This is a genomic window from Micromonospora sp. NPDC050795 (genome assembly GCF_044456785.1).
Classification (GTDB): domain Bacteria; phylum Actinomycetota; class Actinomycetes; order Mycobacteriales; family Micromonosporaceae; genus Micromonospora.
Genome location: NZ_JBITGE010000010.1, coordinates 177,722 through 202,955 on the forward strand (window position 1 = coordinate 177,722; position 25,234 = coordinate 202,955).

At 69.8% G+C, this 25,234-nt stretch carries 23 protein-coding genes; 16 read left to right on the forward strand and 7 right to left on the reverse strand.

Translation table 11 applies throughout. The features are described 5' to 3' along the window. Positions 1-45 precede the first annotated feature (45 nt). Both ACIBEF_RS11820 and ACIBEF_RS11825 read right to left on the reverse strand, forming a co-directional pair. Positions 46-2,397, reverse strand: coding sequence for a non-reducing end alpha-L-arabinofuranosidase family hydrolase (locus tag ACIBEF_RS11820; protein ID WP_396793359.1), 2,352 nt, complete (start codon positions 2,395-2,397; stop codon positions 46-48). Between the two features lie 644 nt (positions 2,398-3,041). Next, positions 3,042-3,386, reverse strand: a complete 345-nt coding sequence (locus tag ACIBEF_RS11825; RefSeq protein ID WP_396793361.1) for a GNAT family N-acetyltransferase — start codon at positions 3,384-3,386, stop codon at positions 3,042-3,044. Positions 3,387-3,705: 319 nt separating this feature from the next. Between ACIBEF_RS11825 and ACIBEF_RS11830 the strand changes: the two genes are divergently transcribed. From ACIBEF_RS11830 to ACIBEF_RS11880, 11 genes are all read left to right on the forward strand, one after another. Beyond that, positions 3,706-4,584, forward strand: a complete 879-nt coding sequence (locus tag ACIBEF_RS11830; protein ID WP_396793363.1) for a hypothetical protein — start codon at positions 3,706-3,708, stop codon at positions 4,582-4,584. Next, positions 4,577-5,077 (forward strand): SigE family RNA polymerase sigma factor, encoded by a 501-nt coding sequence (locus tag ACIBEF_RS11835; RefSeq protein ID WP_396793365.1) that lies wholly within the window; start codon positions 4,577-4,579, stop codon positions 5,075-5,077. The genes ACIBEF_RS11830 and ACIBEF_RS11835 overlap by 8 nt, the downstream gene beginning before the upstream one ends. A gap of 231 nt (positions 5,078-5,308) precedes the next feature. Continuing rightward, the gene (locus tag ACIBEF_RS11840; RefSeq protein ID WP_396793367.1) at positions 5,309-5,923 is read left to right on the forward strand and encodes a hypothetical protein; all 615 of its coding nucleotides are present in this window, start codon (positions 5,309-5,311) and stop codon (positions 5,921-5,923) included. Then, a complete protein-coding gene (locus ACIBEF_RS11845; RefSeq protein ID WP_396793369.1) occupies positions 5,916-6,839 on the forward strand; it encodes a serine hydrolase in 924 nt (307 codons plus the stop codon). The genes ACIBEF_RS11840 and ACIBEF_RS11845 overlap by 8 nt, the downstream gene beginning before the upstream one ends. A gap of 162 nt (positions 6,840-7,001) precedes the next feature. Beyond that, positions 7,002-7,631, forward strand: coding sequence for a fasciclin domain-containing protein (locus tag ACIBEF_RS11850; protein ID WP_396793371.1), 630 nt, complete (start codon positions 7,002-7,004; stop codon positions 7,629-7,631). 59 nt (positions 7,632-7,690) lie between these two features. Beyond that, the gene (locus ACIBEF_RS11855) at positions 7,691-9,067 is read left to right on the forward strand and encodes a molybdopterin-dependent oxidoreductase (RefSeq protein ID WP_396793373.1); all 1,377 of its coding nucleotides are present in this window, start codon (positions 7,691-7,693) and stop codon (positions 9,065-9,067) included. Between the two features lie 286 nt (positions 9,068-9,353). After that, positions 9,354-10,142, forward strand: coding sequence for a hypothetical protein (locus ACIBEF_RS11860; RefSeq protein ID WP_396793375.1), 789 nt, complete (start codon positions 9,354-9,356; stop codon positions 10,140-10,142). A 241-nt stretch (positions 10,143-10,383) separates the two neighbouring features. Further along, positions 10,384-10,845, forward strand: a complete 462-nt coding sequence (locus tag ACIBEF_RS11865; RefSeq protein ID WP_396793377.1) for a class F sortase — start codon at positions 10,384-10,386, stop codon at positions 10,843-10,845. A 57-nt stretch (positions 10,846-10,902) separates the two neighbouring features. After that, complete coding sequence (locus tag ACIBEF_RS11870) at positions 10,903-11,520, forward strand: sigma-70 family RNA polymerase sigma factor (protein ID WP_393225141.1); 618 nt, start codon at positions 10,903-10,905, stop codon at positions 11,518-11,520. Then, positions 11,517-12,245, forward strand: a complete 729-nt coding sequence (locus tag ACIBEF_RS11875) for an anti-sigma factor domain-containing protein (RefSeq protein WP_396793379.1) — start codon at positions 11,517-11,519, stop codon at positions 12,243-12,245. The genes ACIBEF_RS11870 and ACIBEF_RS11875 overlap by 4 nt, the downstream gene beginning before the upstream one ends. Positions 12,246-12,289: 44 nt before the next feature. Next, positions 12,290-13,942, forward strand: a complete 1,653-nt coding sequence (locus tag ACIBEF_RS11880) for a serine/threonine-protein kinase (RefSeq protein WP_396793381.1) — start codon at positions 12,290-12,292, stop codon at positions 13,940-13,942. A gap of 94 nt (positions 13,943-14,036) precedes the next feature. Here ACIBEF_RS11880 and ACIBEF_RS11885 read toward each other — a convergent pair whose 3' ends face one another. The 3 genes from ACIBEF_RS11885 to ACIBEF_RS11895 all read right to left on the reverse strand — a co-directional run bounded on the left by ACIBEF_RS11885 (position 14,037) and on the right by ACIBEF_RS11895 (position 16,699). Continuing rightward, positions 14,037-14,972 (reverse strand): DUF4394 domain-containing protein, encoded by a 936-nt coding sequence (locus ACIBEF_RS11885; RefSeq protein ID WP_396793383.1) that lies wholly within the window; start codon positions 14,970-14,972, stop codon positions 14,037-14,039. A 275-nt stretch (positions 14,973-15,247) separates the two neighbouring features. Further along, positions 15,248-15,853, reverse strand: coding sequence for a lytic polysaccharide monooxygenase (locus ACIBEF_RS11890; protein WP_091405127.1), 606 nt, complete (start codon positions 15,851-15,853; stop codon positions 15,248-15,250). 267 nt (positions 15,854-16,120) lie between these two features. Next, positions 16,121-16,699: a hypothetical protein gene (locus ACIBEF_RS11895; RefSeq protein ID WP_355006390.1), complete on the reverse strand. Its 579-nt coding sequence runs from the start codon at positions 16,697-16,699 to the stop codon at positions 16,121-16,123. A gap of 465 nt (positions 16,700-17,164) precedes the next feature. Here ACIBEF_RS11895 and ACIBEF_RS11900 point away from each other — a divergent pair, with 465 nt between their 5' ends. Further along, a complete protein-coding gene (locus ACIBEF_RS11900) occupies positions 17,165-17,710 on the forward strand; it encodes a carboxymuconolactone decarboxylase family protein (RefSeq protein ID WP_396793386.1) in 546 nt (181 codons plus the stop codon). 368 nt (positions 17,711-18,078) lie between these two features. Here the strand turns inward: ACIBEF_RS11900 and ACIBEF_RS11905 are convergent, their stop codons facing one another. After that, on the reverse strand, positions 18,079-19,854 hold the full coding sequence (locus ACIBEF_RS11905) for an extracellular solute-binding protein (protein ID WP_396793387.1): 1,776 nt from the start codon (positions 19,852-19,854) through the stop codon (positions 18,079-18,081). A gap of 84 nt (positions 19,855-19,938) precedes the next feature. Continuing rightward, positions 19,939-21,231: a protein kinase gene (locus ACIBEF_RS11910; protein ID WP_396793389.1), complete on the reverse strand. Its 1,293-nt coding sequence runs from the start codon at positions 21,229-21,231 to the stop codon at positions 19,939-19,941. A 174-nt stretch (positions 21,232-21,405) separates the two neighbouring features. Between ACIBEF_RS11910 and ACIBEF_RS11915 the strand changes: the two genes are divergently transcribed. The 4 genes from ACIBEF_RS11915 to ACIBEF_RS11930 all read left to right on the forward strand — a co-directional run bounded on the left by ACIBEF_RS11915 (position 21,406) and on the right by ACIBEF_RS11930 (position 25,061). After that, a complete protein-coding gene (locus tag ACIBEF_RS11915) occupies positions 21,406-22,167 on the forward strand; it encodes a cyclase family protein (protein WP_396793391.1) in 762 nt (253 codons plus the stop codon). A 12-nt stretch (positions 22,168-22,179) separates the two neighbouring features. Next, a complete protein-coding gene (locus ACIBEF_RS11920) occupies positions 22,180-23,838 on the forward strand; it encodes a thiamine pyrophosphate-binding protein (protein WP_396793392.1) in 1,659 nt (552 codons plus the stop codon). A gap of 75 nt (positions 23,839-23,913) precedes the next feature. Then, positions 23,914-24,297 carry a VOC family protein gene (locus ACIBEF_RS11925; protein WP_396793394.1) on the forward strand — a complete coding sequence of 128 codons (384 nt, stop codon included), beginning with the start codon at positions 23,914-23,916 and terminating at the stop codon, positions 24,295-24,297. 98 nt (positions 24,298-24,395) lie between these two features. Then, a complete protein-coding gene (locus ACIBEF_RS11930) occupies positions 24,396-25,061 on the forward strand; it encodes a GntR family transcriptional regulator (protein WP_124853711.1) in 666 nt (221 codons plus the stop codon). Positions 25,062-25,234 lie beyond the last annotated feature (173 nt).

The following is a 25,234-nucleotide window of genomic DNA, read 5'->3' on the forward strand; positions in this document are numbered from 1 at the left end:
GCTCGTCGTGTGCCGAGCCTGCCCGCCCCCGGTGATGTCCGGTCGTCAGCGCTGCAGGGTCAGCAGCCCCGGCCGGTACGGCAGCAGGCCGTAGTCGCCGCCGGAGCTGGGGGAACGACCCTGGTAGAGCAGTTGCAGGTTGCAGGCGTCGACCGTCATGGTCTGGTCGGCGTTGGTGCGCAGCAGCTCACCGTGGCTGATGTCGTTGGTCCAGGTGGCACCGCTGTTGGCCTTGCCGGCGAACGGGTTGCTCTCGGACGTCGCTTGCGGCGTCCACGATCCACCCAGGCTGCTGGCCGTGAACGAACGGAAGTAGCGCCCGTTCGCGCCGATGGCCTCGACGATCATGAGGTACTTGTTCAGGCCCTGGAGCTTGTAGACCTGGACGGCCTCGAAGAGGTTGTTCGTCGAGTCGGTCATGATCGTCGTGTAGTTCGAGCCGAAGCTGCCGGGGAAGTTCCCGATCGGCATGCTGGCCCGGTAGATCCGGCCGTTGTCACCGGCAAAGAACAGGTACATGTTCTGGTCGTCACCGATGACCGCCTGGTCGATCGGGCCGGTGTTCGAGTTGGAGATGCTGCCGGTGAACAGCGTCTGCGCCGACGACCACCCGTTCGGGTTGGTCGGGTCGCTGGAGGTCCGGTAGGAGAACGCCGTGCCGCCCCACTGGTAGGCCAGCACCCAGATGTTGCGCGGCGCGAAGTAGAACAGCGACGGCGCCACGGTCGCCGAGTTCATCGCGTTCTGGCTGGCCGATCCCATCTGCGAGTAGTTGCTGAAGAGGCCGAAGTTCATCGAGCCCCACGTGGTGCCGGTGTCGTGGGTGGTGGCGTAGACGAGCTGCTGGCCGTTGTACGGGGCGACGGTGAAGTCCTTCAGCGACACCCAACCCGACCTCGGCTGCGCCAGCGCACCCGACGACGACCAGCGGTAGGACGAGGGAAGGTCACACGTGGTGGTCGGCGGCGGCGTCGTCGGGGTCGTGGTCGGCGTGGGCGTGGGCGTCTGGGTGCCGCCGCCGAGGGAGGCCAGCCGGAACTGCTGGTTGCTCTGTCCGTGGCAGTCGTAGAGCTGGATCTGGGCGCCGTTGGCGGTGCTCCAGACGTCCAGGCATCGTCCGGACTGGACGTTGCTGATGGTGCCGTTGGAGTTGACGTTCCACTGCTGGTTGGTCTGGCTGTGGCAGCTGTAGATCTGCACCGCCGCGCCGTTGCCGGTGCCGGCCGCGTCGAGACACATGGTGCCGTACACCTGGAGTTGTTTGCCCGAGGTGTAGGTCCAGGCCTGGTTGGTCTGCTTGTTGCAGTCATAGAGCTGCACGCGGGTGCCGTTGGTGGTTGCCGCGTTGGGCACGTCCACGCACCGGCCGGACTGCGTGCCGACGATCTCACTGGCCGAGCCCGGTGGGACGGTGGGGGTGGGGCCCGGCGTGGTGGGCGTGGGGGTGGTGCCGGGGCCGGCGCTGTTCAGGGCCTCCAGCGTGGAGGTGTAGGCGGCCTTCTTGTTGCCGCTGCAGTCGAAGAGCAGCGGAGTGCCGCCGGAGCGCCACGAGTCGCAGTCCCGCACCCCCCACACGGTGAGCCCGTTGCAGCGAGCCACGGCGAGGCAGTCGTTGACCACACTGCGGTAGGTGTTGGCCTGCGTCGTGCCGGACCCCTCAATGTCCAACTCGGTGATCTGCACGTCCACCCCGAGTGCGGCGAAGCTGGACAGCGTGGTGCGGTAGTTGCTGTTGTACGGCGAGTTGGCGTTGAAGTGCGACTGGAAGCCGACGCAGTCGATCGGCACCCCACGGGACTTGAAGTCGCGCACCATGTTGTAGACGGCCTGCGTCTTGGCCCAGGTCCAGTTGTCGGTGTTGTAGTCGTTGTAGCAGAGCTTCGCGTTCGGGTCCGCCGCGTCCGCGGCGCGGAACGCCGCCTCGATCCAGTCGTTGCCGGTGCGCTGCAGGTTCGAGTTGCGACGGGCACCGCTGTTGCCGTCCTCGAACGCCTCGTTCACCACGTCCCAGGAGTAGATCTTGCCCCGGTAGTAGGTGGCGACCCGGGTGATGTGGTTCAGCATCGCGTTGCGGAGCGTGGTGCCCTCCATGCTCTGCATCCAGCCCGGCTGCTGCGAGTGCCAGGCCAGGGTGTGGCCCCGAACCTTCCAACCCCGGGAGATGGCGTGGTTGACGATCCGGTCCGCGTTGCTGAAGGTGAAGTTGTTCTGCTGCGGCTCGGTCGCGTCGATCTTCATCTCGTTCTCGGGAGTGACGCTGTTGAACTCCCGGTTCAGGATCGTCGTGTAGGCGCTGTCGTTGAGTTTGTTGGCGGCGACGGCGGCACCGAAGTACCGGCCGGACTGGGCTGCGGCGGCACCGAGGGTCGTCTCGGCGGCTTGGGCCAGATTGGGCATCAGTGACACGACCAGGGCCAGAATTATCGCGGCCGTTCCGGAAAGAGTGAGTGTTCGTAGTCGGGTGCGCCCGATGGGACGGGTCCGGGAAACCATGCTGATCCTCCAGTGGTGGGGTAGGGGATTCCTGTCGCTGTTCCAGCGGGAGGCCCCGGTGGAACAGCGGCGGACGCGATGGTGAGTTCGCCCGAGCGGGGGCGGGGCTCAGGTCGGGCGTCCGCCCGGCTGCGAGTCGGTCCGGGCTGCCTGGCCAGCGGATAGAGGAGTGCTGGCAGGTAGGCCCGATCGCCCGTGGGGGAGTGGTTGCGGCGTTCGGCTCTTTCGGTGGTGGACGTGGTCTCCTGGCAGGTGGGTGGGCCCGACGGTCGCGTGGAACGCCTCCGGCACTAACTGATCTTGTTAACGTTCACACTTGTCGATGGCTCTCAGGCTGGCAGAAAATTCCAGAGTTTTCAACCGGTAGTTTCGGACCTGTTACGGATCCGGGCGGAAGGGGTGGAGTCCGCGCGCACAGCGGCTGGTCGACCCGCGTTACGCGTGGACCAGGCCGAAATCGACACGCTGGACGGCCGCATCGGCGGGCTCCACCCGCGGTGGCGGATCGCCGAACCTGCTGCGTGCCCGGCGCAGAGCGGGAGTTGGGCCTACGGCTGCTCGTCGGCCTCGGGGTTGAGCTGGCGCATCAGCACCGCGAACCCTTGCCCCGACTCCACGAAACCCAGTTTCCGGTAGAGCGCCAGAGCGCTGTGATTGCTGTCGGTGACCTTGAGTCGTAGTTGTCGGACGCCGGCCGAGTGCGCACGGTGCTGGACCCGCGAGATCATCGCTGTGGCCAGACCACTACGTCGCCAGGGCGCTCGGGTGCCCAGGCAGTGCAGAATCGCCGTCGAAGTGTCCGTGCTGCCGTCGGCGAGCGCGAAGAGGAAGGCGGCCACCGGGTTGTCCCCTCGGTCGGCCTCGGCGAGCACCAGACAGGCGATGAAGGTCAATCACAGGTCGGATCCCCGGAGAGCGTCGACCTAACCTCCTAGGATGCTCTACGGATTGTGCCTCAGGCGACACTGCCGCCAGTGCGGCAGGTGACGCGGGTCGCCAGCAGCCTCAGCTGCTCGAACCGCCCGTAGCGACGCTTCTGGCAAGCGGAGCGTGACGCTACGGAGGTGGCCGTACACGCGCTGGAACGCTGCGCTCCGCGGACGCGGGTGGCTGAAAATTCCCGTCGAAATCCGGTAACCAAATCGGCGTACCAACCCGTCAGGTCAATGACAGATCGCCGCTGCGGGCGGTCGGCCGAGGAGGAACAAGGACATGGGCGACGTGCGTGGGCGTTTCAGGGACGAGCTGGCCCGACACCCCGCCCCGCCATTGGGCGACATGGTCGAGCAGTCGGTGGTGCAGGGCCGCCGACTGCGCCGCCAGCGTCGCCTGGCGCAGTTCGGCGCCGGAGGTTCGGCGTTGGCGATGCTGCTCGTGATCGGCCTGGCCGCCGGTCCGCTCGGCATCGGAGCGGATGACACCGGTCAGCCCGGCGGGCCGAACCTGGTTCTGCCGGGCGGGTCGGTCGGCACCGGCTCGCCGTCGCCGACCGATTCCCCAACTGGCGCCCCGGGCGGGTTCGAGCCGGGCACCGAAGAGAACCCCGCTCGGTCAGTGCAGCCGACTCCCTTCACCACTGTGATCGACACCGTGAGGATCGGGGCGGGGCCGGGCGGTGAGCTGGCGACCACCACACCGCAGGGTGCCCTGGAGCTGCTGATCCGGCTGCTGCCCCCGGGGAAGACCAGCGGTTACGCGAACCTGGTGAGCAGCGGGGCGGGCCCCGGCATGCCGTTCGTCCAGCTCCACCTCGACCGCGGCGACGGACCGGGCATGCTGCGGCTCTCCATCTACCGGGACCGCCTCGGCGGCGACCCTCGCCCGGGGACGGTGGAGCTGACCGAGGTGCCCGGCAACTGCGTGCAGACCCAGATGATCACCGTGCATCACGACGCCGGCCTCCAGGTCGATCTCATGATCGCTACCTGTCTGGTCTGGGACCCCAAGGGAACCATTCCGGCACCGGCCGTTCTCTCCCTGAAGGAGGCGATCGAGATCGCCGCCAACCCGGCCTGGGGGACGAAACTGCCGGCCGAGTACGTCATCAACGGCGCCAAGAGGTTCCCCAAGTTGGCCCGGTCGAATGGCTGACGAGGACTTCGTGGAGTTCGCGCAGGCGGCCGCCGGCCGGCTGCGCGACGCCGCCTTCCTGATGTGCCGCGACTGGCATCTCGCCCAGGACCTCACCCAGACGACGCTGGCCAAGGTGTACGCCAACTGGAGGCGGGTCCGACGGGCCGACGATCCCCACGCGTACGCCCGCAAGATACTGCTGCGCTGCATGCTCGACCAGCAGCGACGTCGCTCCAGCCGCGAGTTGGCGATGTCGGTGCCCCCGGAGCGGGGCGAGGAGCATCCGGCTGAGCTGCGCATGACGTTGCTGGACGCGGTCGCCACCCTGCCGTTGCGGGATCGGGCGATCATCGTCCTGCGTTACTGGGACGACCTGAGCGTGGAGGCGACCGCCGAGGTTGTGGGCGTCTCCATCGCCGTCGTCAAGAGCCAGAGCATGCGCTCCCTCAACCGGCTGCGCGAGCTGCTCGGCGAGACCCGTTCCGAGCTGTTCGCCGAGGAACGCCATTGACGGGTCCCGTCTGCGGGCGGGGTGTGGCGGATCCCGGGTGAGGTCGGACCGTCGGCCGGCAACCGCCGCGTCGGTGTTGCGGCGGCGACGAGGGTGCCGCCACGCGTCGTCGGCCGAAGCGCCACGTGTGGTGGCAGGTATCTGCGTTTGGGGAGGTTTTCGGTGTCCGTATCGAGCAGCAGGACGAGCCGAGGCCGGATTGGCGGCAGAGGCCGAGGTTCGGTCGCGGTCGTGCCGGTGGTCCTGTCGGCGTTGATGGTGATGGCCGCAGGGTGCCATCGGGGGGAGGCCGGTGTCGGCTCCGACGAGCTGCACACCGTGAACGCGGAACGGGGCGCCCCGGGTCTGCTGCTGAGGGCGGACGATCTGGGAGCGGACTGGCACGAGGACGACGCGCGAACCGGTCTGGCGGCCTGGCCGTGGGAGCAGGACCGCTGCCCCAACTACCGGAGCAGCGACTACCTGGCCAAGTCGCATCGGCGCGCTGCCGTGGAGCGCTACTACCGGCTGTCTGACGGCTCGTCGCCGGCCCACCACGTCGTGGAGACGTACGAACCTGGATGGGCCGAGCGGAACGTCGATGACGTCCGTCGGGTCCTCCTGCGGTGTGCGAGCTACCCGGTCCTCGGATCGCAGGTCTCGTTCGACGTTGTGGATCCGCGTTATCTGGAGGGCGCCGGGATGCTCATTCGAGGTCGTATCGCGCACGCGGACACCCCGAGCACCGTCACGTACTTCGTGATGGTGAGACGAGGCGAGACGGTCTCGACGGTCCGCCTGCCCGATCCGGGCAGTCAGGCCGTGGTGGACTCGGTCGCGGCGAGGGTGGTGGCCCGCCTTGGCTGAGCGGACAGGGCGGCAGCTGTCGCGACGCTGGGTCCTCTCCGCGGCCACCGTGTCGCTGGCCGGCGTTGCGACGGCCGCCTTCGGTGCCACGCGCGGCCACGACGGCGACGGAGCCGGACGATCGCACGGTTCCTCCCCGGCCAGCCCGATCCTTACGACGCCGGCGATCGACTGGATCGGCCAGGCGAGAACACGCATCAAGGCCTACGTCGAGCGGTACGACGGCCACCTGGCGGTCGCGGCACTGGATCGGCAGGGAACGGCTTCGGTGACGGTCGGCGCCAAACGGTTCGAGACCGCCAGCATCGTCAAGGTGAACATCCTCGCGGCTCTCCTGCTGCGCCAGAACCCGCCGGGCAAGGCCCTGAGTTCTGGCACCCGGCGGTTGGCCGAGGCCATGATCGTGTCCAGTGACAACGATGCGGCGGTGGCCCTGTGGCAGCGGATCGAGGGCTCGCGCGGCCTCAACGCGGCGAACCGCGAGCTCGGCCTGCGTGAGACGAAGCCCAACTCGCACTGGGGACTCACCACGACCACGGTCGGCGACCAGCTTCGTCTGCTGACCGCGTTGACGTCGCCGACGGGACCGCTGACCCCGCAGGACCGTACCTTCATCATGGGTCTCATGACGAAGGTGATCCCCGAGCAGCGGTGGGGGGTCACCGCCGCGCGGGCGCCGGGCGGTCGTTCCGAGTACGTCAAGAACGGCTGGGACACCGCTGATGTCGACGGGGGCCGCTGGCTGGTCAACAGCATCGGGCGGATCGTCGAGGCCGATCATGACTGGCTGATCGCCGTGCTCTCCGACCATCACGTGAGCCAGAAGGAGGGCATCCGCGTCGTCGAGAAGGCCGCCACGTACGTGCTCAAGGAGCTGCGCGCCGCCACTGCGCACGAGGGGCTGCCGCAGGGGTAGGCCCCGGGTCCGCTCAGGCCGACAGTGGGTCGGTCGACCTGCCCGGAGGCGCTTGTCATCGCCGGCAGCACACAATTCCCGATCTTGTACCCATCCGTCCGCGGGTCGGCCTCGAATGCCTCATGACAGCAGCAATCGAGTACAAGCATCTGAGGAGTTCGTATGAAGCGGCGCCTGTTTGCCACGGTCGGCGTGATGGCCGTGCTGGCCCTGTCCGCCTGCGGCGGAACCGACGGCGAGGACACCGCCAGCGGCACGCCGAGTACGTCGGCCAGCGCGCCGATGGCCTCGGCTTCGCCGTCGATGATGATGTCGGGTCAGTTCGGCTCGGGGTGCGCGGCCGTGCCGACCGATTCGTCCAACCCGGGAAGTTTCGAGGCGATGGCGAAGGTGCCGGTGGCCACCGCCGCGTCCGGTAACCCACTGTTGTCGACGCTGGTCACGGCGGTGAAGCAGGCCAACCTGGTGGACTCGCTCAACGGCGCGCAGGGCGTGACGGTGTTCGCGCCGACCAACGACGCGTTCGCCAAGATCCCGAAGGCCGACCTGGACAAGGTCCTGGCCGACGACGCCATGCTGAAGAAGATCCTCACCTACCACGTGGTGCCGACCCAGTTGTCCCCGGACACCCTGGCCGGCACCCACAAGACGCTGCAGGGTGACGACGTCACGGTGACCGGTAGTGGCACGTCGTTCACCGTCAACGGCACCTCGATGGTGGTCTGTGGGAACGTCTCGACGGCCAACGCCACCGTGTACATCGTTGACAGCGTCCTGATGCCCAAGAGCTGAGGGTGTCCACCTCCGTCGAGCCCCGGCCGGCAAACCGCCGGCCGGGGCCGTCCCGAAGCATGACAGCCATCCGCGGCCTCGTCGTCGGCGTGCTGAGCGCCGGGGTCGCCCTCGGCGTGGCCCACCTCGTCGCGGCGCTGGTCGATCCGGCCGCCGACCCGGTGCTGACAGTCGGTGGTGCCGCTGTGGATCTGGCACCGCAACCGGTCAAGGCATTCGCCATCCGCACCTTCGGCACCAACGACAAGGTCGCTCTCCTCGCCGGCGTCTACGCAGTGCTGGCGCTGAGCGCGGTCCTGCTCGGCGTGGCGACGTTACGACGACGCCGTTACGGTCTGGCGGGCCTTGCCGCGTTCGCTGCCGTCGGTGTCGCCGCCGCCCTGTCCCGCCCGACGGCGACACTCGTGGACGTGCTGCCGGTACTGGCGGGGGCCGGCATCGGGATGGCCGCGATGCTGGTGGTGGCACACGCCGCTCGGACGCTCCCGGTTCCTGGTTCGGGTCGCCCGCGGCTGCTCAACCGCCGCCAGTTTCTGGCCACGGCGGCGGGAGCAGCGCTCACCGCCGGCGCCACGGCGACCCTCGGCCAGACTGTCGGTCGCGGCAGAGCCGTAGGCGCCCGTTCCCGCGCGGCCGTTCGCCTACCGCCGCCGACGCAACCCGCGCCGCCGCTGCCCGGCGGCGTCTCCGCTGGCGTGGACGGCGTCTCGGCGTTCCTCACCCCCAACCGGGACTTCTACCGGGTCGACACCGCCCTCACCGTCCCGCAGGTCGACGCGGCAACCTGGCGGCTGACCCTGGGTGGAGCGGTCGATCGGCCCCGTACCTGGACATTCGACGACCTCCTCGCCCGCGGTGTGGTGGAGCGCGACATCACCCTCAACTGCGTCTCCAACGAGGTCGGCGGCCCCTACATCGGCACCGCCCGTTGGACGGGGATCCCCCTGGCGCCGCTGCTCCGCGAGGCCGGCATCCGCGCCGGGCAGGATCAGCTCGTCAGCCGTTCCGTGGAGGGCATGACCATCGGCACGCCGCTCCAGGCGATCCTCGACGGTCGCGACGCGCTGTTGGCCGTGGCCATGAACGGCGAGCCCCTGCCCCTGGAGCACGGCTTTCCCGTCCGCATGCTCGTTCCCGGCCTCTACGGCTATGTCGGTGCCTGCAAGTGGCTCACCTCCATGCAGGTGACCACCTTCGACGCGTTCGATCCCTACTGGGTACAGCGCGGGTGGGCCGCCGAGGCGCCCGTGAAGACCGCATCCCGCATCGACACCCCGAAACCCTTCGCCCAACGGCGCGCCGGCCCCGTCATGATCGCCGGTGTCGCCTGGGCGCAACGCCGCGGGATCACCGCCGTCGAGGTGCAGATCGACGACGGGCCGTGGCGGCAGGCCCGCCTCGCCGACGGCCCCTCAGCGGACCTGTGGCGGCAGTAGACCTACCGCTGGGACGCCAGCCCCGGCAGTCACACCCTGCGCGTACGGGCCACCGATTCCACCGGCGCGACCCAGACCGATCAACGGGCCGCGCCCTTCCCGGACGGCGCGACCGGCTGGCACAGCACGACAGTGACCATCACCTGAACTGGTGCGTCCGACGGTTCGTCGTCCGGGCCGGAAAAAGAATCCGGGCCGGGACCAATCCGGTGGACCGGAGGCGACGAATCCCTCACGACAGCACCTGAGCATCGACGCCGTACCCAGGCGGAGACGGAGATTTGTTGTGAGATTGTCCCGAGCTCTGCTTACCGTGCCCGCAGCCGCCCTGGTCCTCGCGTTTCCGGGGGTCGCGCACGCCGACGAGAGCGTGCAGGTCCAGTTGCAGGACCTCAACGAGACCGGTGCCACCGGAACCGCCACGTTGACCGCCACGAGCGGCGGTGACCTGAAGGTCATGATCCGGTCGAAGGGCATGACGCCGAACTCGCCGCACGCCCAGCACGTGCACGGCGCGGCGAACGGCATGGACTTCCACTGCCCGGACAAGTCCGCCGACGCCAACGGCAACGGCTTCGTCAGCACCGAGGAGGGCCTCAAGATGTACGGGGACATCTTCATCTCGTTGACCACCACGGGGGACACGACCAAGGCCAGCGGCCTGGCGGTGGATCGGATGCCGACCGCCGACGCGAAGGGCAACCTCAGTTACGAGCGCACCATCCCCGCCGGGGACCTGCCCCAGGGCACCATCGCGCACCTGAAGGACCTGCACCTCGTGCAGCACGGCATCGACGCCAACAAGAACGGCAAGTACGACATGGAAGCGCTCGGCGAGTCGACGTTCGCCAAGTCCGTCGGCGTCAACGGCATCCCCGCCGAGGCCACCGACCCCGCCACCTGCGGGATGGTCAGCGGTGCCGCCGCTGGCTCCGTACCCGCGGGAGGTGTCGCCACCGGAGATGGCAGCACCTCCGGCGGATCGCCGATGATGATCTACGCCGTGGGTGGTCTCGCGTTGCTCGGCGCCGCCGGTGCGGTCGTCGCGCGTCGCCGGCTCGCCGGCGAGCGCTGAGCCGACGGCGATCATGATGGACACCGGTGGCGCACCAGCGCCGGCCGGCCGTCGCCGGGGGCGTCACGCGCTCCTGGCGGCGGCCGGCATCCTCACCGTGACGGCGGTCCTGACGATCGGCGTCGCAGTCGCCAAGCGGGGCGGCGACCCACCCGGACCCGACAGGTCCGCTGCGGCACCAGCCGCGAACGCGTCGCCTGTCCCGGCGAGCGGGCCGGGCGAGTTGACCTCGGGACCCCTGATGGCCGGTTCACCGCCGACGCGGGTGTCGATCCCGTCGCTGAAGGCCACCGCCGCCATCGTCGCGCTCGGTCTGCAGTCGGACGGTGCGATGCAGGTTCCGGACAGCGCCACCGATGTGGGCTGGTTCACCAAGGCGCCGACGCCCGGCGCTCTCGGCCCGGCCGTGCTGGCCGGGCACGTCAACTGGAAGGGCCGTCGCGGGACGTTCTTCGACCTGGGCAAGCTGCCTGTCGGCGCCGGGATCACCGTCGACCGCCAGGATGGCAGCACCGCGATGTTCACCGTCACCAGGGTCGAGCAGCATCCGAAGGATCGCTTCCCCACCGCCGAGGTGTACGGGGCGACCGACCACGCGGCGTTACGCCTGATCACCTGCGGCGGCGAGTTCGACGACACCACCCAGCATTACCGCGACAATGTCATCGTCTACGCGCGCCTCGCCCACGCTCGTCCCGCCTAGACACGAGTGCGGCGGCACACCGAGCCGTCGACAGCACAGGGAGAGGACATGCCGAGAATGAGCGGCGACCCGGAACAGGGGCGGCGGTTGCGAGCGGTGCCGCCGGACACCGCGACCCCACCGAACGCCGACGAGTTGCTGACGCGGGTGGCGCGGGGCGACGAGGCGGCGTTCGCCATGCTGTACGACGCCGTGGCGGGCAGGGTCCTCGGGCTGGCCCGGCGGGTCGTCCGCGATCCGGCGCAGGCGGAGGAGGTGACGCAGGAGGTGATGGTCGAGGTGTGGCGCACCGCCGGCCGCTTCGACGCCGGCCGGGGTTCCGCCTCGGCGTGGATCCTGACCATGGCGCACCGCCGCGCGGTGGACCGGGTGCGCTCCGAACAGGCCCACACCGACCGTGCTCTTCGGGTCGCCGCGACCGAGACACACGTCCCCTACGACGAGGTGGTCGAGGATGTCAGCGCCCGGTTGGAGCGGGAGCAGGTCCGCCGGTGCCTGGGCCGGTTGACGCCGGTGCAGCGGGAGTCGGTGACCCTGGCCTACTACGGCGGTCACACCTACCGAGAGGTCGCCGAGAAGTTGCAGACGCCGCTGCCGACGGTGAAGACGCGGATGCGCGACGGACTCATCCGGATGCGCGACTGCCTGGGCATCGAGATGGAGGGACGGGCATGAGCGCCGATGTTCACACCCTCGCTGGTGCGTATGTCCTGGACGCGGTCGACGACGTTGAGCGGGCTGCTTTCGAGCGGCACCTGGCCGAGTGCGAGCCGTGCCGCGTCGAGGTGGCCGAGTTGCGGGAGACCGGTGCGCGCCTCGCCGACGACGCCGTCATCGAGGCGACGCCGCCGGGTCTGCGGGAGCGGACCCTCGCTCAGGCGGCCCGGACCCCGCAACTGCGCGTCAGGTCCGTGGGTGCCAGCGGCGGACGGCAGACAGGCAGGTGGCGACAGCTCACGGTGGCCGCCGCCGCAGCCGTCCTCGTCGCCGGTGGCGCGAGCGCGGTCACCTGGACCGTCAGCAACGATCGGATCAGCGACGAGCAGGCCAGCAGCGTCCAGGCCCGGCAGATCGCCGCCGTCCTGGACGCCCCGGACGCCCGGGTGTTCGAGCGGTCGCTGCCGCCCGGTGGTGCCGCCACGGTGGTGGTCTCCCGTGTCCGCGACCGCGGTGTGGTGCTGCTGCGCGACCTGCCCGCGCCCGGTGCCGGGCGGATCTATGAGCTGTGGCTCATCCGGGGAAGTGAGCCCCGCAAGGTGGGACAGCTCGCCGAGGGGGACAGGGCGTCGACCACTGTCATCGGCCCGGTCGCCGAGGCGGGCACGTTCGGGGTGTCCAACGAGCCCGTCGGTGGTTCCGTCGCCCCCACTCAGATCGTGGGTACGGTGGCGCTGAGCTGAGGCACCCCACCCATCCGGACGGGGGACCGCTCCGAATCACCCGCATGGATGACGAGTTGCTCGCCGGCCGGTACCGCAGGCTTCTGCTGATCGGGGACACCGCGACCTCGGGGCGCGTCTGGCTGGCACGCGACGAGGTGCTTGATCGGCACGTCGCTCTCAAGCAGATCACCCTCCCGGGTTGGGTGAGCGACGCGGAGCGGTCCCGGCTGCGGGACAGAACGCTCGCGGAGGTACGCGGCCTGGCCGGCCTGGATCATCCCGGCGTGGTCGCGATGTGGGACGTGCTGAGCACCGACGGATATCTGTGGCTCGTCATGGAGCACGTGCCCTCCCGGTCCCTGTCCGAGGTGGTTGTCAGCGACGGTCCGCTGGCGCCGGCCGAGGTGGCGCGGGTCGGCCTGCACCTGATCGCGGCACTGAGTGCCGCCCACGCGAGGGGAGTGACGCATCGGGAGGTCCGGCCGCAGAACGTGCTGTTCGCCGACGACGGGCGGGTCATGCTCGGTGGGTTCGGTCTGTCGATCTTCGACTCCCGGAATCCCGCGACCGTCACCGCGGGGAGCCTGTCGACGGTCCAGTACACCGCACCGGAGCGTGCCCGCGACGGTAGGGCCACCCCCGCGACCGACCTGTGGGCCCTCGGCGCGACGCTCTACCTGGCTGCGGAGGGCCGTCCGCCATGGAGCCGGCCATCGACCCTGGCCATGCTTGCCGCTCTGGCCACCGAGGCGCCGGACCGGATGACCGTCCTGCCGCTCGAACCCGCGATCACCGGTCTCCTGCTGCGCAACCCCCGCCAACGCCTCTCCGCGCAGGAGGCCCGCGACCAGCTGGAGCAGGTGGCCGCGACGCCCGCGCAGGTGGCGCGGGCGGGCCGTTGGCCGCGTGTGCGCGCCAGGTCACGCCGGCGGACCCGGGCCGTCACGCCGACGACGGCGCCCGCCGCGGACGCGATCACCACAATGGTCATTCCGGTCGTGACACCCACCTCCCGCGATCGGACGACCGGCTGGGCGTTCGCCGGCGCCGTGGTGGGCCTGCTGGCGGTCACGGCCGTCGTCGTCACGGCAACCGGTGCCGTGGTCGGCGGCTGGCGCGGCCAGGACAGCCTTTCGGCGACCGAACCAGGCGGTGCGGCCGCCGGCGTGGTGGAATCGACCGCGCCGGCACCGCCGGCCCACCCCTGCCTGGAGGACGTCGACTCCAGCGAGGCCGAGCCTCTGCGGGCGCCTGGCGCACCGCTGCCGTACGCCCTGCCGAACGGGTGGGCGTGGCACCAGGACCCCGCCGGATTTCTGCTGGCGGTGCCCGAGGGATGGAGCCGGCACACCGAGGGTGCACTGGTGTGCTTCCGCGATCCCGCCGAGGTGCGGGCCATCGCCGTCGACCCCGCCGCGACAGCTTCCCCCGTACCGTCGAAGCGGTGGGAGGCCGCCGAGCGCGACGTCTTGACCACCGGGACGCTGGCCGGCTACCAGAGGATCAGTATTGGGCCGGTCATCCGCCCGGGCGGCGCGGCGGAGTGGGAGTACACCTGCGACCAGGCCGACGGCAGGCGGCTGCACGCCCGCCGGCTGCTGATCAACGAGAGCGGGACCCGCGCTTACAGCCTGTCCTGGATCACGCAGGACAGCCAGTGGAACGAGACCGAGCCACTCCAACGACTGGCACTGGCAAGCATCCGCCTCGACTGACGCGGCGGTTGCCGGTCACACAGGTCGGCGAGGCGGTGCGAACCTGAGGGTGGACGCGTGCGGGTGGGGTGCGGCCCGGCACCCCACCCGATGGTCACTGCCGCAGGAGCAGGGCGAGGTCGAGGACCACGTGCCCGTTGAACACGCCTGTCGTCTGAGCCGCTCCGGTGAGGAGGTCGACCCGGTACAGCCGGGAGCCGCCGACGCCGTTGAGGACGGCGTAGGCGTTGTTGGCCACGGCGCGGTCTCCACTCAGCGGGCTGTGGATGTCGAAGCCTGCTTGGAGGTTCGCGTTCACCCCCAGTGCGCCGGTGGCGGCCAGTTGCCCCGAGTTCGCGGGGGATTGCAGGACAACCTGGTCGAGGGTGGTGTCGATGTCGAACAGGGTGGTAGCGGTGGCGGGGTTCAGGTCGTTGTTGGTGTACGCCGCACCGGTGACACCGACGGCGGCGGTGCTGGGCGGGTAGGTGAGAGGGCCGTCGACAAGGGTCGTGCCGCCGGGGTTGATGTTGTGGCGCAGGTTCTGCCCGGTGTCGCTGATGATCCGGAGTCGGTCGGCGGCGGGGTTGAAATCAACGCCGAACGACGTGCCGCTCAGCGCGACGGTCAGCTGGCTGACCTTCGTGGCCGCCGCGGTGCGCGTGTTCAGCTCGTAGATGCCGCCGCTGTTGCCGACGCCGTAGAGCGTTCCGTCCTGGACGCGAAAGTCGATGCCGATGAGCGCTTCGCTGCCGGGCAGGTCGACCGGGCCGATGGTGCAGGCCAGGGCCGGGCGGTTGGCGGCGAACTTGATCAGGTGCTGACCGTCGGTGAGACCGATGGCGACGAGCCCGTTTCGGCCTCCGGCGTTCAGCAGGTCCCACAGCAGGGTGCAGGTCCCGGTGCCCAATGAGGGCAGGCCGCGAGTCGGGATGCTCGCTGCGGTGCTGTGACTTGGTGGGGCGGCGGTGACCGGCGTCGCGGTGATCCCGATGCTGACGACAATCATTGTGGCGGCTGCGAGCAGCCCTCGGCGAAGCGAACGGTGCATGAGGGGCACTTCCTTGATCAGATGCACCGTCGGACTCCTCGGTGGAATCCGACGCCGTTTCCGGCGACGGTGCAGGGATGAATTCCCTGCTCAGAGCCTATGTAGAGGCGATCCGCAGCATCTGTCGGGATTCGGCCTTTCCTTCAACTTTCGCACCTTCTGCACGGTGCGGTCGACGTGCGGCGATCAACCACACCCGACAGGGCCGAAAGAGCGATCCGGCTCAGGGCGTTGGCGCCCTGAACCGGATCAACTTCTAACTTCGGTCGTGCCGATCAGGTGACGTTGATGTCGCTGCACCACATGTAGGTCTGGTCCAGGTGCGATGCCCGCCAGAGCACGAACAGGATGTGGTTCCCGCTGCGTGACGGGAGCGAGACGTTGAACGAGATGTTCTGCGCCGGCGCGTAGCGCCCGGTCGTCGTGATCAGGTCGAGGTTGCCCCATCCGAGCTTCTGGGTGGACGGGTTGAACCCCTGCTTGGTGACGTAGACCTGGAAGTAGTCAGCGCCGTGGCTGGCCTGGTCGTACAGCTGGACCGTGAGGTTGCGGCTGACGGTGGTCGTCTTCCACGCCCCCGGCTGGTTCACGCTGTCGTTCCTGGACAGGGCGTTGCTGCACAGCTGGCCGTCCGGGGTACGAGCCTGGTACTGGCCGCCGAGGCCGTCCCGCAACTGGCTCATCCAGTTCCACATGGTGTCGGGGTTGGCCTGGAACGCCCGCCAACACATGGGGTCCTGCTGCTGCATCGCGGGGTTCATGTGCTGGTTGCCCCACGTTTTCCAGCACTGGTAGGCGCGGCTCATCGGGTTGATGATCGTGCCGTGGGCCTGGGCTGCCCCGGTGAAGGGCAGCATGCCGGCCACGATGGCGAACACCATGACGAATGCTCGCAGGGACCGACGGACTGGTGACCGGGATCGTCCGCCGGATCGATCGGACTTGAGTGAACGCACTGTTCATCCTCCGCTCTTCGGGACTGCAACTCAGAATGGGAACGCTCCCAAACCAACTGTTGCATCTATCGACTTAGATATCAATGCTTATCTATCTATGGTCGGATGTGGATCGAGCTGACCGGGGTGTCCGCAGCCGCCCGGTTCGGATCCGGTGCGGGACACGCCCACGCGACCGGCCGCCCAGCGTGCTCAGAGGCCGGCTGCGGCGTCGTACCGACGGCGAAGGTCGGCCATCTCCGACTCGGTCAGCGCTTCCCTTGTCGCCGGTTCGGCGTACTTGGGCGGGAACATCTGCCGCAGTCGGTCGATGAACATGACGTCAGCGGTCGCCTCGACCACCTGGATGCCCGGAGGCGTGGTGGACACGTCCATGATCACTGGGCCGGCCAGTTTGACCGCCACGTCCCAGGGGCGCTGCTTCTCGGCGACCCCGCAGAGGTGGAAGCCGTAGACGGTCTGCACGTCGGCGAGCGCGGTGGCCCCGGTCGGCTCGTAACCGTAGACGCGGACCCCGCAGATCACCGCCGCCTTCTCCGCGGTGGCCGCCTGCTGGGCCCCGTGGCCGGCGTGGTTGTGCTGCCCCGGGTCCGCCTTCTCGAGCGTGGTGCGCATTCGGGCGATGATCTGCGACTGCAGATCCGCCGGCTTCGCCTCCGGGTCGGCCCGGTTGACCAGTACGACAGCGCCGGCCGACACCACCAGCAGGATCACCGCTACCCACACGAAGCGGTTCCGGTACCAACCCGCGAAGTTCTCTCGGGAAATCATTGTTGCTTCTCACCTCGTCGCCGGTTCTGGTGCTGGCAGGCCGAATCGGACGCCCCCGGCGGGTCAGGCGTCGAGCGCGTCAGCCGTGGGGGACACGTGCCAGGGGTTACCTACGGCGGGCGAGGATGATTGCCCGGCAAAGCGCCCGTCGTCGTAGAGGTGGCCCGGCGATCCGCCAGGCGAGCGTGCGCCGAGGCGGCGCGCTGCCGGCGCTGCGATGCTCCCGTGCTGGCCGTTCCCAGCGCGGTTGCCCCCGCGCTGCGGCGATATGAGCCATTCCAGCACGTCTGGATCGGCTTCGCAACATCGACGAGCGTCAGCGGGGGTACGGCCGGCCGCCCGCACCCTCCTCGCGTGGGTTCTCATCGCCGCACCGTCGCCGGGTTCCCGGAACGGAACTGCGGCGGGCGCAATCGGGATTGGATATGGTCTGTTTAACCCGATTTACTCCGTACAAGGGGAAACATGAGTCGCTTGCCGTACGTGAACCCCGCCGACGCTCCGGCGCCGGTCCGCGAGACGCTGCAGGCCGCGCTTCCTCTGGGCTTCTTCCGCGTCATGGCCCACGCCGAGACGGCGTTTCCTGACTGGATGCGCTGGGGCGGCACGCTGCTCAAGGACCTCGCCCTCGACCCACTGCTCCGCGAGATCGCGATCCTGCGAGTCGCTCAGTTGAGCAACGTGACATACGAGTGGGTTCAGCACGAGCCCATCGCCCGCTCCGTCGGGGCCACGGACGAGATGATCCACGCGCTCGGGCGCGACGAGATCGGGGACGACTGTTTCACGTCGGAGCAACGGATCGTCCTGTGCTTCACGACCGACGTCGTGCGTGACGTCCGCCCGCCCGACGACACCACCACCGCGCTGACCGGGCTGCTCTCCCCGCGCGAGGTGGTCGAGCTCCTGATGGTGATCGGGCAGTACATGATGATCGCCCGGGTCGCCGCGGTGGCGGACCTCGACGTCGACAAGCCGATGGGCGCCGCCGTCTACGGCGGGCGGGCCTGACTGATGTCATGAGTGCCTGTGCGCACCGCATCGAACGTCATGACTAAGCGCACGGGAGCCCAAGCCTCGGCAGCGATGAGGTAGGCAACCGCGTTTCCGTCGCCTGACCGCAGATCACTACGCCTGGTGTTGCCAGTTGGCCTGCCGGCCCGGTGCCCGGTGGCGGTCGTTCGCTGCCTCCGTCCCCGGGTCTGGACGGGGCTCGACGGGTGGTCGTCCGAGATCTCATCGTGCTGTCCCTGGTCTCCCTCTGGTGGGTCCGTCGCCGACTGGTCTGACGGCACAGTCGGGTGGGGACAGGCGCTCCGCCTGCCCCACCCGGCCTGTCGACCCAGAGCCAGCCGGGGGCGTGCCGGCCCGGGGGAGTGTCAGAAGCTGCTGACCAGCTTCACGAACGCCTCGTCGATCTTGGTGGGATCGGTGGCGTCGAAGGCCTTGCCCGACGACGCCTTGGCGATCCGGTCCAGGGTGGCGAAGTCCGACTCCCGGTCGAAGGCGATGCAGAACACCTTCACCGGCCGCTTCGGGTCCAGGGCGACCTCGGCGAGCAACCGGGCCAGGTCGTTGTCCTTGATGTACTCGTTCTTGCCGTCGGTCAGCACCACGATCGCGTTGATCCGCTGCGGGTCGTACCGGTCGAGCAGTTCTTTGTGTGCGGCCCGGATCGTCGCGTAGAGCGCAGTGCTGCCCGCGACCTGCAGGCCGGCGATCTTGCTGTTGATCCGCTTCTGATCGAACCCGCCGAGAGGGACCTCCTGCCGATACGGGCTCTTCGGCTGCTGCTGTGTCTCCGAGGAGAACGACCAGAGCCCCACCCGGTCTTCGGTGTTGAGCAGGGCGAGGCCCTTGCCCGCCGCCGCCGAGGCCACCTGGAAACGAGTCCGTGTGCCGACCTTCGCCAGCATGGACCCCGAGGTGTCCAGGGCGATCAGGATGTTCGCCTTCTTGCGGAGCGTGCGCCAGCCGTCCAGCATCGCGCTCACCACCTGCGGGTCCGGTGGCTCGAAGTAGTTCAACCCTCCGGTGGGCTCGGCGCCGACGCTGGCAAGCAACTCCGCCGAGGCGCGGCGCTCGTGGTCCCGGAAGCCGAGGCGGGCGAACCTCTCCTGCTGGGCGTCCTCGGTCAGGAACTTCTGGAAGTCCTCCGCCGCCGCGCGCTGCCGCTCGTCGGCGGAGGGCAGCACCACGAACGGGTGGTCCAGGTTGAACGTGCCCTCCTTGGGGTGGATGGCGACCAGCGGGACGTTCGGCCGGCGGCCCCGCTCCTGTCCTTCCAGCCGAGGGCTCAGCGCGCCCGTGTTGTAGAGGTCCACCAACTCCTCCTGCAGGACGATGGCGCTCATGTCGTCCGTGCTGCCCGCGCCGCCGGTCAGGTCCGCCTCGGCGAGGCTGCGCAGCAGGTCCACCGAATCGTCGCTGTAGTGCGACACGTTCGCCTCGATCCGGCGGACGAACTGCGTGACCGCCGGGCCGGCCAGGTCGGACTCGGTCAGGTCACTGGCCCGTTGCACCGCCGCGTAGTAGGTGGCGATGGTCGCCGCCAGCCCGGAGGTGGACAGGTTCGGGTTGTCCTTGCCGAAGGTGAAGCGACCCCACTCCGGCTTGCCGAAGTCCGCCCAGCCGTCCCGCCCGGAGAGGCCCAGGATCTCACCCCATCCCAGCGACCCGCGCTTGCGTACCAGTTCGGCCTTGGGTTGCGGCATCGCGATCACCAGCGGGCTGTTGGCGATCGACGGGTAGTGGTCCGGAGTCTGCAACTCCCGCCCGGCCGCTTCGTCGAGCAGCCGGAGCTGGCCCGTCCACAGGCTCGACGTCGGCAGCCAGACCTGGGGTTGCGGCAGGCCGATGTGGGTCCAGCCGGTGGCCAGCGCCTCGGTGGCCTTGCCCGAGTTCAACGCGCTGACGTGCACCTGGGCGCAGCCACCGCCCTTGATCGACCGGTCGCTGCGGTTGTAGTGCTCGGCCAGGTCGACCAGCAGAGCCGCCTTCTCCGTCGAGGAGTTGACCTGGAGGATGGTGGCGCAGTCGTTGCTCATGTCGCGCTGTCGGACGAACACGAACGCCCCGGCGATGACCACAAGCCCGGCGGTGACGGCGGCGGTGTAGGGCAACCACTGCCGCGTACGCGTAGCGGGTGGGGCCATCGGGACGTCCTCCTCGGCGGGCGGCTGGTGGCAGTCAACCTATCGATCGGACGCCAGTCGGGGAGCTCGACCCCGGTGCACCCGTCACCCGCGGTCGGAGCGTCCCCCGACTGCCGTCGCGACCAGCAGCCGAACCAGGTAGACCACGACGAAGGCCACCGCCCCGGTCGCGGCGGCCGGGCCCACCGCGCTCGACGCGACGTAGCCGGCGGCGGCACCAACCGAACCGAGGAAGAGCGCGGTCGAGATCCCCCAGGCGTCAGGGGCCTCACGACGCAGCCGCCGCAACGCGCCGTCACCTCCAGCACCGACGCCGGGTTCCGTCGGCGACAGGTGCGCCGGCTGGGTCTGCGCCAACTGGTGCGCCGGCTGAGCCGGTCGGGTCTGGGTCGGCACCGTCGGCCGGGCCGGTCCCTGCGGCTGCGTCGCGCCCGGTTGCGGTGCCGTCGGCGTGACCTGGGGGAGCGGGTGATCCGGCGTCGGTGCGCCCGCGGTCTCGTTGCCGACCTCGAGCAGGCTCTCCCGACCTAGCGGCGCGGTGACCCTGCCGTCCTGCCGGAGCAACCGCACCAACACGCGCTCGGCAACCGGCCGGTCCGCCGGATCCTTGGCCAGGCACTCCCGGATCAGCTCGTCCAGGACGGGAGGCAACGCCGGGAGGTCAGGCGGATCGTTCAGCACCCGGTGCATCACGGCGAAGAGCGAGTCGTTGCCGAAAGGCGGCCGACCACCGGCGGCGAAGGCGATCGTGGCCGCCCAGGCGAAGACGTCGCAGGGTGGACCGATCGCGTCGTTGCGGAACCGCTCCGGTGCCATGTACGCGGTGGTCCCCATGACCCGGCTGGAGGCGGTCTCGGTGTTGCCCAACGCCCGCGCGATACCGAAGTCGATCACCCGAGGGCCGTCCTCCCCCAGCACCACGTTGTCCGGCTTCAGATCGCAGTGCACCACCCCGGCACTGTGGATCGCCGCGAGCGCCGTGACGGTGCCGACCGCGAGCCGGTGCAGGGCGTTGCCGGTCACCGGACCACGCTCGCGGACGTGCCGATGCAGCGTCAGACCCTCGATGAACTCACTGACCACGTACGGTCGCTCGCCGTCCACCTCCGCGAAGAGCACCTGCGCGGTGCAGAACGGAGCGACCCGGCGGGCGGCGGCGATCTCCTTGACGAACTGCGACCGCGCCCGTGGATCACTCAGATCGACGTTGACCATCTTGACCGCGACCCGGTCACCGGCGTCGTCCTCGCCGAGATAGACGACCCCCTGCCCGCCCGCGCCCAACCGCCCGACCAGGCGATACGGGCCGGCGGTGACCGGGTCGTGCGTCCACAGTTTCGCCAACCCTGGCACCGGCGGGCCGGCCAGCTCCGACATCCAGACTCCATCAGTGTCGCGCCCGGCCACCGGCGGCGCAGGACACGGCCATCGTGCCATGTCGGCGGCCGGCGACCGAGGACGTTCAGGCGGCGGACACGTACCTGCCCATCCACCGAGTGACCGCCCCGAGCGTCGGTCCTGTCTGGAGTGTGAGCGGTGTACCGTCGCCGCATGACGGTGCTGCAGGAGTTTGTCGCCGCTCTCTCCAGCGGCCGGATCCAGGTTGTCGACCTCACCGCTCCGCTCTCGGACCAGACCCCGATCCTGGGTCTGCCCGAGCAGTTCGGCCAGACCTGGCCGTTTCAACTCAGCGAGATCAGCCGGTACGACGACAGAGGTCCGGCCTGGTACTGGAACAACTTCTCCACCGGAGAGCACACCGGCACCCACTTCGACGCCCCGGTGCACTGGGTCAGCGGTCAACAGGGCGCGGACGTGTCGCAGGTTCCGGTGAGCCAGATGATCGCCCCGGCGGTGGTGATCGACCACGCCGCCGACGCCGCCGAGAATCCCGACTTCCTGCTCGAGGTCGAGCACGTCAAGGCATGGGAGGCGGAACACGGCGCCCTGCCCAGCGGTGGCTGGCTGCTCTACCGCACCGGCTGGGACGCGTACGGCGACGACCCGGAGCGGTACGCCAACGCTGGGCGTACCCCGGGCATCTCCGTGGAGTGCGCCCGCTGGCTGGCCGAGGAGTCGCCGATCCAGGGCGTCGGGGTGGAGACGGTCGGCACCGACGCGGGCGCCGCGCACTCGTTCGACCCGCCGTTCCCGTGCCACTCGTTCCTGCTGGGTCAGGACAAGTACGGCCTGACGCAGCTCCGTAACCTGGCGCAGTTGCCGGCGACCGGCGCGGTGGTGATCGCCGGGCCGCTGCCCATCGTCTCCGGGTCGGGCAGCCCGTGCCGGGTCCTCGCGCTGGTCGAACGGTAGGCCGGACCACCGATGCGGGTAGCCGAGGTGGTCGGGCGGGTCCTGTACGGACACGGCGCACGGCACGTCTTCGGGGTGGTCGGCAGTGGCAACTTCCATGTCACGAACGCGCTCGTCGCGGCCGGGGCCCGGTTCGTGGCGGCGGCCCACGAGGGCGGCGCGGCAAGCATGGCAGACGGGTACGCCCGCACCGCCGGGACGGTGGGGCTGCTCTCGGTGCACCAGGGCCCCGGCGTCACCAACGCGCTGACCGGCCTCACCGAGGCGGCGAAGAGCCGTACCCCGATGGTGGTCCTGGCCCCGGAGGCGACCGCGCCGCGGTCGAACTTCTTCATCGACCTGCCGGCACTCGCCGCCGCGGTCGGGGCCGACTTCCACCGGGTACGCGCGACGCACGCGGCCGAGGACGCGGGCGCGGCCTACCGGGCCGCCGCCCGGGGCGCGACAGTGGTGCTGGGCCTCCCGTTGGAGGTGCAGCAAGCCGTGACCGAACCGTGGTCCGGCCCGGTCCCCGCGGCCGCGCCGACCCCGGTCAGCGCCCCGCACGTCGAGCCGTTGCTGGCCGCGCTCCAGGCCGCCCGCCGACCGGTCTTCATCGCCGGTCGGGGCGCCCGCTCGGCCCGGGAACCGCTGATCCGGCTCGCCGACGCGTGCGGCGCGTTGCTCGCGGTCTCCGCCGCGGCGAAGGGGTTGTTCGCCGGGAACCCGTGGAACCTCGACGTGGCCGGCGGCTTCGCCACCCCGCTCACCGCCGAGCTGATCGGCGGGGCGGATCTGGTCGTCGCCTGGGGCAGCACGCTGAACATGTGGACCACCCGGCACGGCGAACTGATCCCGCCCGCCGCCGTCGTCGTCCAGGTCGACCGCGACCCGAGCGCGTTCGGAGTGAACCGTCCGGTCGACCTGACGGTGGCCGGTGGAGTGTCCACTGTCGCCGAGGCGCTGCTCGCTCGCCTGAGCGTCGACCCCACCGGGCCCGCGGGCGCGACCACCGGCGGGTGGCGTACGCCGGAGCTGGCACGGCGGATCCGCGACCACGGCCGGTGGCGGACCGTCCCGTACCGGGACGAGAGCGCGCCGGCGCGGCCCGGCGCTCCGGCGACGATCGACCCGAGGACGCTCTCGACCGCCCTGGACGACCTGCTGCCGGCCGACCGGACGGTGGTGGTCGACTCCGGCAACTTCATGGGCTACCCGTCGATGTGGCTCGACGTGCCGGACGTGGCCGGATTCTGTTTCACCCAGGCGTTCCAGTCGGTCGGGCTCGGGCTGGCCAGTGCGCTCGGCGCGGCGGTCGCCCGCCCGGACCGGCTCACCGTCGCCGCGGTCGGCGACGGTGGCTTCGTCATGTCCGCCACCGAACTGGTCACCGCCGTCCGGCTGGCGCTACCCCTGCTCGTGGTGATCTACGACGACGCGGCGTACGGAGCGGAGGTGCACCACTTCGGCCCGGACGGGCACCCCTTGCAGACGGTCACCTTCCCCGAGACCGACCTGGCCGCGATCGCCGGTGGCTACGGCTGCGACGGGTTGACCGTCCGGACCGTCGACGACCTCGAACCGGTACGCCACTGGCTCGCTGGTCCCCGTACCCGACCGCTGGTGATCGACGCCAAGGTCAGTGCCGCGCGCGGCTCGTGGTGGTTGGAGGAGGCGTTCCGCGGCCACTGAGCCACCGTCGTACCCGCGCCGACGCCGCCCCGGCCTGCTGGTGACACGGTGTCACACCTCGCGTACGTTGGCTCGATGGCCACTCTCTGGACTCTGGGATGCGACGCCGATGATCCCCAACGGATCGCTGCCTTCTGGGCGTTGGCCCTCGGTTATGTCAAGGAACCCGGTTTCGACGAGCCCGACAACGCGTCCATCGTCGACCCGGACGGTCGGGGCCCGGCCATCGGCTTCCTGAAGGTCCCCGAAGGCAAGTCCGCCAAGAACCGCATGCACATCGACATCCGGGTGGCCGGGCCTGACCCCGGCGACATGGTCGAGCGCGCCCGGCTGATCCGGCAGAGGGTGCCCGAACTGGTTGCCGCCGGCGCGACCGTGGTCCGTGAGGAGTGCTACGGCGATGTTCTCGGGCACGTCGTCATGCTCGACCCCGAGGGCAACGAGTTCTGCGTCGCCTGACGTCGTGGTCACGTTTGCGGGTGGAGGCGTAGGCGACCCGGTCCCGCCGGGGGCGCGCACACGCGGGTCGTCCGGCGGCAGGTGGCAGACTCATCGGCGTGGACGACGTGGCCGCATCGACGGTGGATGGTGAGCTGGAGAGCGTCAGCCTGGTTGACCTCGCCGTCTCTCGGCTGACCCGGGAAATCCTCAGCGGCAAGAGCGACCCGGGCGAGCGCCTGGTGGAGGAGCAGTTGACCCGGCGGTTGGGGATCAGCCGGGCTCCGTTGCGGGAGGCGCTGCGGCTGCTGGCCCAGCAGGGGCTGGTCGAGCACGTGCCCCGACGCGGTGTTCGGGTCGCCACCCTGTCGGACCGCGACGTGCGGGAACTGTACGAGCTGCGTGACGTGCTGGAACGCTTCTCGGTACGGGCGGGGATCCCGGTCGCCAGGGAGAGTGACCTCGCCGGACTGCGGGCGACGCTGGACCAGTTGAGGGAGGCGACCCGGGCCGGCGACCGGATGGCGGTCGCCGAGTCACACCGGGAGTTCCACGTCGCGCTTGTGGCGCTCGCCGGTAACCGTCAGCTTTCCGCTGTGTACGGCTCGATCCTGGTGAAGCTTCAGCTCTACATGGCGATCAACCTGCGCCGGGAGGCGGAACTGGCGCAGCCGCTGGACGGTGTCCACCGGCATGAGCGGTTGTTCGAGGCGGTCGCCGGGGGAGACCCGGAAGAGGTGCTCACCGTGCTCTCCGGGCACGGCGCTCGCTCGTATCTGGGCTAAGGCGTGTTTCATAAGTCGTGGTGGCCGGTGAAGGTCCCGGCGTGGCGGTGATCGACAACTGAAGAGGTCTCCGGTAGATGGTTCTGCGACCAAGCTAGAACTTCATACCGGAGACCTCGTGGCCACCTTAGCGGTGACGAGGCGGCACGACCTGACCGACGCTCAGTGGCAGC